Annotated in this window: 6 protein-coding genes; 5 read left to right on the top strand and 1 reads right to left on the bottom strand. The window is 70.4% G+C overall.

Going from position 1 to position 5,969, the window contains the following annotated elements; translation table 11 throughout:
* Positions 1-397: hypothetical protein (locus ACTUAL_RS14645; protein WP_440900630.1), on the top strand; the 397-nt coding region annotated here is incomplete at its 5' end.
* Between the two features lie 37 nt (positions 398-434).
* Here ACTUAL_RS14645 and ACTUAL_RS14640 read toward each other — a convergent pair.
* A complete protein-coding gene (locus ACTUAL_RS14640) occupies positions 435-737 on the bottom strand; it encodes a hypothetical protein (RefSeq protein ID WP_041837814.1) in 303 nt (100 codons plus the stop codon).
* 225 nt (positions 738-962) lie between these two features.
* Between ACTUAL_RS14640 and ACTUAL_RS14635 the strand changes: the two genes are divergently transcribed.
* The 4 genes from ACTUAL_RS14635 to yicI form a co-directional block, all read left to right on the top strand.
* Positions 963-2,240: an ABC transporter substrate-binding protein gene (locus tag ACTUAL_RS14635; RefSeq protein ID WP_440900629.1), complete on the top strand. Its 1,278-nt coding sequence runs from the start codon at positions 963-965 to the stop codon at positions 2,238-2,240.
* Positions 2,237-3,154 (top strand): carbohydrate ABC transporter permease, encoded by a 918-nt coding sequence (locus ACTUAL_RS14630; RefSeq protein WP_096493589.1) that lies wholly within the window; start codon positions 2,237-2,239, stop codon positions 3,152-3,154. Before ACTUAL_RS14635 ends, ACTUAL_RS14630 begins: the two co-directional genes overlap by 4 nt.
* Positions 3,154-3,966 (top strand): carbohydrate ABC transporter permease, encoded by an 813-nt coding sequence (locus tag ACTUAL_RS14625; protein WP_096493591.1) that lies wholly within the window; start codon positions 3,154-3,156, stop codon positions 3,964-3,966. The genes ACTUAL_RS14630 and ACTUAL_RS14625 overlap by 1 nt, the downstream gene beginning before the upstream one ends.
* Positions 3,963-5,969: alpha-xylosidase (gene yicI / locus ACTUAL_RS14620; RefSeq protein WP_440900628.1), on the top strand; the 2,007-nt coding region annotated here is incomplete at its 3' end. The genes ACTUAL_RS14625 and yicI, both read left to right, overlap by 4 nt.

Raw genomic sequence — 5,969 nt, 5'->3', positions numbered from 1 at the left:
CCGCGTGCCGTCGCCGCGAACCGGGAATGGATCATTGAGCACCGTCCGTCCCGTGGTGGAGTTGCGGGAACGCGGCGCCGTGGTGGTGAACTGGTTCTTCCGCAGCGAGATTCCCTGGGACGCCGTCGTTTCCGTGGAGGTGGCCTCCGAGGTCGGCAGCGGGGTCGCCTTGCTGCTGCGCGACGACATGCGCGTCGAACTGGCAGCCGTCTCGCCATCGGGTGCGAACGCGATGATGGGCTTCGGCCTCCAGAACCGCGTTCGCCTGCTCATCGAGCAGATGCCGAAAGCGAACAACGAAGGCCTGGTCGTGCGCTCGAAGTTCGACGTTGACCAGATCCCGTTCGTGTTCGCGATGGTCGTGCTCATCGCGCTCGGCTGGTTCATGCTGCCGTGAGGACGTGGGCTCGGTGGAAAACCGCCGGGCCCACCCGTCACACCCCCAGCTCCGCCACCCCCGCCTCCCACCGCTCCCGCCGCTCCGCCTCGCTCTGCTCCCACCACGGCGTTCCCCGCTCGCCCAGCGCCCGCTTCGCCACCCCCACCCGCGCCCGAGCCGCCCGCTCACGCTCCGCGTCCCCCGCCCGCAGCGCCGCCCCCACCTCCCGCCGCGCGGCCATCAGCGCCCGCCGCAGCCGCCCCGCCACCTCCTCCGGCAGTCCGGGGTCCTCCGCGCGCCACCGCCGCCCGTTGACCACCACGTATCGCCCGTCCGGCGTCCGCTCCACCTCGCCCACCGCCCCCCCCTCGCACCCGCCCCACCACGGGAGCGGTTCCAAAACGGCCCCTCCACCCTGTTGTGCAGCGCATGATCACCCGTCTACGCTGCGAAGTCGAAGCGCTTCGACAATGCGGTCGACCGGACCACGGGCATTCCAGCCCCACTCCGCGAGCACCGCCCCACCACCGCGCCCCGACGCAGGGGAGCGGTGGGTTCCGCACACCCTCACCGTGGAGGAACAGTGACGTCCAAGCGCCTCACGGCCGTCGTCCTGGCCGCCTCGCTCGCCGCCGCCGGGTGCGGGGGCAGCGCGGGAGACGACGACAACACCTTCAGGATCTGGCACTACGAGTCGCCGGACAGCGCCATGGCCGTCGCCTGGAACAAGGCAGTCGACCAGCTCAAGCAGCGCCACCCCGACCTGAACGTCGTGGTGGAGGAGAAGGGCTTCGAGCAGATCCGCAAGACCGCGTCCATGGTCCTCGGCTCCAGCGAGGCCCCGGACGTCCTGGAGTACAACAAGGGCAACGCCAGCACCGGCCTGCTCGCCAAGCAGGGCCTGCTGGTCGACCTGACCGACGAGGTCAAGGCCAAGGGCTGGGACGCCAAGGTCGGCGCCGTCGACACCGCCGCCCGCTACGACGAGTCCGGCGTCATGGGCGGCGACAAGTGGTACGGCGTGCCCAACTACGCCGAGTACGTCCTCGTCTACTACAACAAGGACATGTTCGACCAGCTGGGCCTGCGACCGCCGACCACGCTGGACGAGCTGACCGCCGCCATGGACGAGTTCACGGCCGCGGGCATCACCCCGCTGGCCACCGGCGGCGGCGAGTACCCCGCGCACCAGGTGCTCTACCAGCTCGCCCTCACCGAGGCCGACCGCGACTGGGTCGACCGCTACCAGCGCTACACCGGCGACGTCGACTTCCACGACAAGGCCTGGACCAAGGGGGCCACCACCTTCGCCGACTGGGTCGCCAAGGGCTACGTCAACAAGGACGACGCGGGCCTGAAGGCCGAGGACATGGGCCTGTCGTTCATGCAGGGCAAGCAGCCCATCATGATCACCGGCAGCTGGTGGTTCGGCCGCGTCAAGGCCACCATCAAAGACTTCCAGTGGGGCAACACCGCGTGGCCCTGCACGAAGACCTCCGGCGGCAGCGGCAACCTGTGGGTGGTGCCCAAGGGCTCCGAGAAGCAGGACATCGCCAAGGAGTTCATCGACATCACGCTCTCCCAGGAGATCCAGGACGTCCTGCGCGACTCCGGCGGCGTCGCGCTCGCGGCCGGTGACGGGCAGGCCGCGGACCCGCAGACCCAGCGCCTCAACGAGGACTTCGCCGCGGTGGCGGCGGCGGACGGGTTCGCCTTCTACCCCGACTGGCCCGCCCCCGGCTTCTACGACGTGCACGTCTCCGCCGTGCAGAAGCTCATGACCGGCGGCGCCACCCCGGACCAGGCGCTCGACGAGCTGGTCGGCCCGTACCGGGAGAACCTCGCGGACATCGGCAAATGACGTCCGCCGCACCCCGCGTGCGGCGGAGGAGGGGGAGCGGCGGGACCTACCCGCTGTTCCTCATCCCCGGCGCGCTGCTCCTGCTCGCCGTGGTCCTGGTGCCGTTCGGCATGAACATCGGCACCAGCTTCACCTCGTGGTCCGGCGTCGGCGACCCCACCTGGATCGGCCTGGACAACTACGAGAAGCTGCTGGGCGACAGCACCTTCTGGCAGTCGTTCCGCAACAACGCCGCCCTCGTCGTCGCCATGGCGATCGTGCCCACCGCGCTCGGCCTGATGATCGCGGCGGGCCTGCACGACCACGTCGGCCGCAACTTCGGACCGCGCCCCGCCGCGATCCTGCGCGCCTGCGTCTACCTGCCGCAGGTCCTGCCGATCGCCGTGGCGGGCATCGTGTGGGGCTGGCTGCTGGCCCCGCAGGGCGGCGCCGTCAACGAGCTGCTCGGCGCGCTCGGCGCGGAGTCGTTGGCGCGCAACTGGCTCGGCGACCCCGACCTCGCCCTGTGGTCGGTCATGGCCGTGCTGCTGTGGGTGCAGATCGGCTACCCCGTCGTGGTGTTCATGGCGGGCATGGGCCGCGTCGACCCGTCGCTGCACGAGGCCGCCCAGCTCGACGGCGCCTCGTGGTGGGGCCGCTTCTGGCACGTCACCGTGCCGCAGCTGCGCCCCGAGGTGTTCGTGGTCCTGCTGACCTGCACCATCGCCTCGCTCAAGGTGTTCGCCCCCGTCTACGTGCTCACCAGGGGTGGCCCCGGCGGCGCGACGAACGTGCCTGCCTACTACTCGTTCCAGAACTTCTTCGAGAAGGCCAAGGTCGGCTACGGCTCCGCCATCGCCACCGTCCTCACCCTGCTCATCGTCGTGCTCACCGCGCTGTTCCTGCGCGCCCAGAACAAGGGGGAGGACAGCTGATGCGCCGCCACGCCGTCCTCTTCTCGTTCGTCGCGCTCGCGCTGGTGGTGCTCGCCCCGTTCGGCGTGGTGCTGGTCAACGGCTTCAAGTCGCCCGAGCAGTACAGCACCGACGGCCCGATCAGCCTGCCCGACCGCGTCTCGCTCGACGGCATCACCGCCGTGTGGGAGCGCGTCGACTACGGCGAGAAGCTGCTCAACAGCCTGCTGATCAGCTCCTCCGTCGCCGTGCTCGCCGTGGCGCTGGCCGTGCTCAACGCCTACGCGCTCGGCATCGGCCGGATCAGGGGCCGCACCTGGGTGCTGGTGCTGTTCCTGGCCGCCAACACCCTCCCGCAGGAGGCGCTGGCCTACCCGCTGTACTTCCTGGCCAACGAGACCGGCCTGTACGACACCAGGCTCAGCGTCATCATCGTGTTCACCGCCATCCAGTCCGCCTTCGGCACCTACCTGCTGGCCTCCACCTTCAGCGGCTTCCCGCGCGAGCTCCTCGACGCCGCCGTCGTCGACGGCGCGGGCAAGTGGCAGACGCTGCTGCGCGTGGTCGTCCCCGTCAGCAGGCCCACCCTGGGCGTGCTCTTCGTGTTCTTCTTCATCTGGACCTGGAACGAGTTCTTCCTCCCGATGGTCCTGCTGATCTCCAACGGGAACCAGACGGTCCCCGTCTCCCTGGGCGTGCTCCAGGGGCAGCAGATGATGGACGCCACCGCCTCCAGCGCCTCGGCGCTGCTCGGCGTCGTCCCGGCCATCGCCTTCTTCCTACTCTTCCAACGCGCACTGGCGCGCGGCATCACGGCAGGGGCGATCAAGTGAAGTTCACCGACGGGTACTGGCTTCTCCGACCGGGCGTCACCGCCCACTTCCCCCAGCACGTGCACGACCTGGAGACCGGCGACGGGACCCTGACCGCGCACGCGCCCACCCACCGCGTCCGGCACCGGGGCGACCTGCTCAAGGGCCCGGTCGCCACGATCGGCCTGTCCTCCCCGATGCCGGACGTGGTGCGGGTGTCGGTCACCCACTTCTCCGGCGGCCACGACGGGATCGGCTTCGAGCTGTCCACCGAGGACGGTCACCGCCCGAAGATCGAGCTGGGCGAGGAGTTCGCCACCCTCACCTCCGGCTCCCTCACCGCGCGGATCCACCGCGGCGAGGACTGGCGCCTGGAGTTCACCGCCGACGGCCGCACCCTGACCTCCAGCGACGCCAAGGCCATGGGCTTCATGACCCTCGACGGCGAGCACCACGTCCGCGAGCAGCTCGCGCTCGGCGTCGGCGAGGTCGTCTACGGCATGGGCGAGCGCTTCGGCCCGCTCACCCGCAACGGCCAGGTCGTCGACATCTGGAACGCCGACGGCGGCACCAGCAGCGAGCAGGCGTACAAGAACGCCCCGTTCTACCTCACCAGCGCCGGGTACGGCGTGTTCGTCGACCACCCCGGCAAGGTCTCCTTCGAGGTCGGCTCCGAGGCCGTGTCCAGGGTCGGCTTCAGCGTCCCCGGCCAGCGGCTGGACTACCTGGTCATCCACGGCCCCACGCCGAAGGAGGTGCTGCGCAAGTACACCGCACTCACCGGCCGCCCCGCGCTGCCCCCGGACTGGTCGTTCGGCCTGTGGCTGTCCACCTCCTTCACCACCTCCTACGACGAGGAGACCGTCACCGGCTTCATCGACGGCATGGCCGAGCGCGACCTGCCGCTGAGCGTCTTCCACTTCGACTGCTTCTGGATGCGCGGCCTGCACTGGTGCGACTTCGAGTGGGACCCGGAGGTCTTCCCGGACCCCGAGGGGATGCTGGCCCGCCTCAAGGAGCGCGGCCTGGCCATCTCCGTCTGGATCAACCCGTACATCGCCCAGCGCTCCCCGCTGTTCGAGGAGGGCAGGAGGGCGGGCTACCTGCTGCGCCGCCCCACCGGCGAGGTGTGGCAGTGGGACCTGTGGCAGCCCGGCATGGCCCTGGTCGACTTCACCAACCCCGAGGCCCGCGACTGGTACGCCGGGAAGCTGGAGCGCCTGCTGGACCAGGGCGTCGACTGCTTCAAGACCGACTTCGGCGAGCGCGTCCCCACCGACGTCGTCTACCACGACGGCTCCGACCCGGAGCGGATGCACAACCTCTACACCCACCTGTACAACAAGACCGTCTTCGACCTCCTGCTGCGCCGCAAGGGCGAGAACGAGGCCGTGGTCTTCGCCCGCTCCGCCACCGCGGGCACCCAGCAGTTCCCGGTCCACTGGGGCGGCGACAGCGAGTCCAGCTACGCCGCCATGGCGGAGAGCCTGCGCGGCGGCCTGTCCCTGGGCCTGACCGGGTTCGGCTTCTGGAGCCACGACATCGGCGGCTTCGAGGGAACCCCGGACCCGGACCTGTTCAAGCGCTGGACGGCCTTCGGCCTGCTGTCCTCGCACAGCAGGCTGCACGGCAGCTCCTCCTACCGCGTCCCGTGGGCGTTCGACGAGGAGGCGGTGGACGTCCTGCGCCGCTTCACCAAGCTCAAGCTGAGCCTCATGCCGTACCTGAAGAACGCGGCGAGGCAGGCCGCCGAGCACGGCACCCCGGTGATGCGCGCGATGGCGCTGGAGTTCCCGCACGACCCGGCCTGCGCCCACCTGGACCGCCAGTACATGCTCGGCGACGACCTGCTGGTGGCCCCGGTCCTCACCCCGACCGGCGAGGTGGACTTCTACGTCCCGGAGGGCACCTGGACCAGCCACCTGACCGGTGAGCGCCTGACCGGCCCCCGCTGGCACCGGCAGACCCACGACCACCTCTCGATCCCGCTCCTGGTGCGCCCCGGCGCGGTGGTCCCGGGCGGG

This window comes from Actinosynnema sp. (assembly GCF_052038725.1).
Note: the sequence above shows the minus strand (reverse complement) of the source record. Positions and strands in the feature narration are given on the sequence as shown.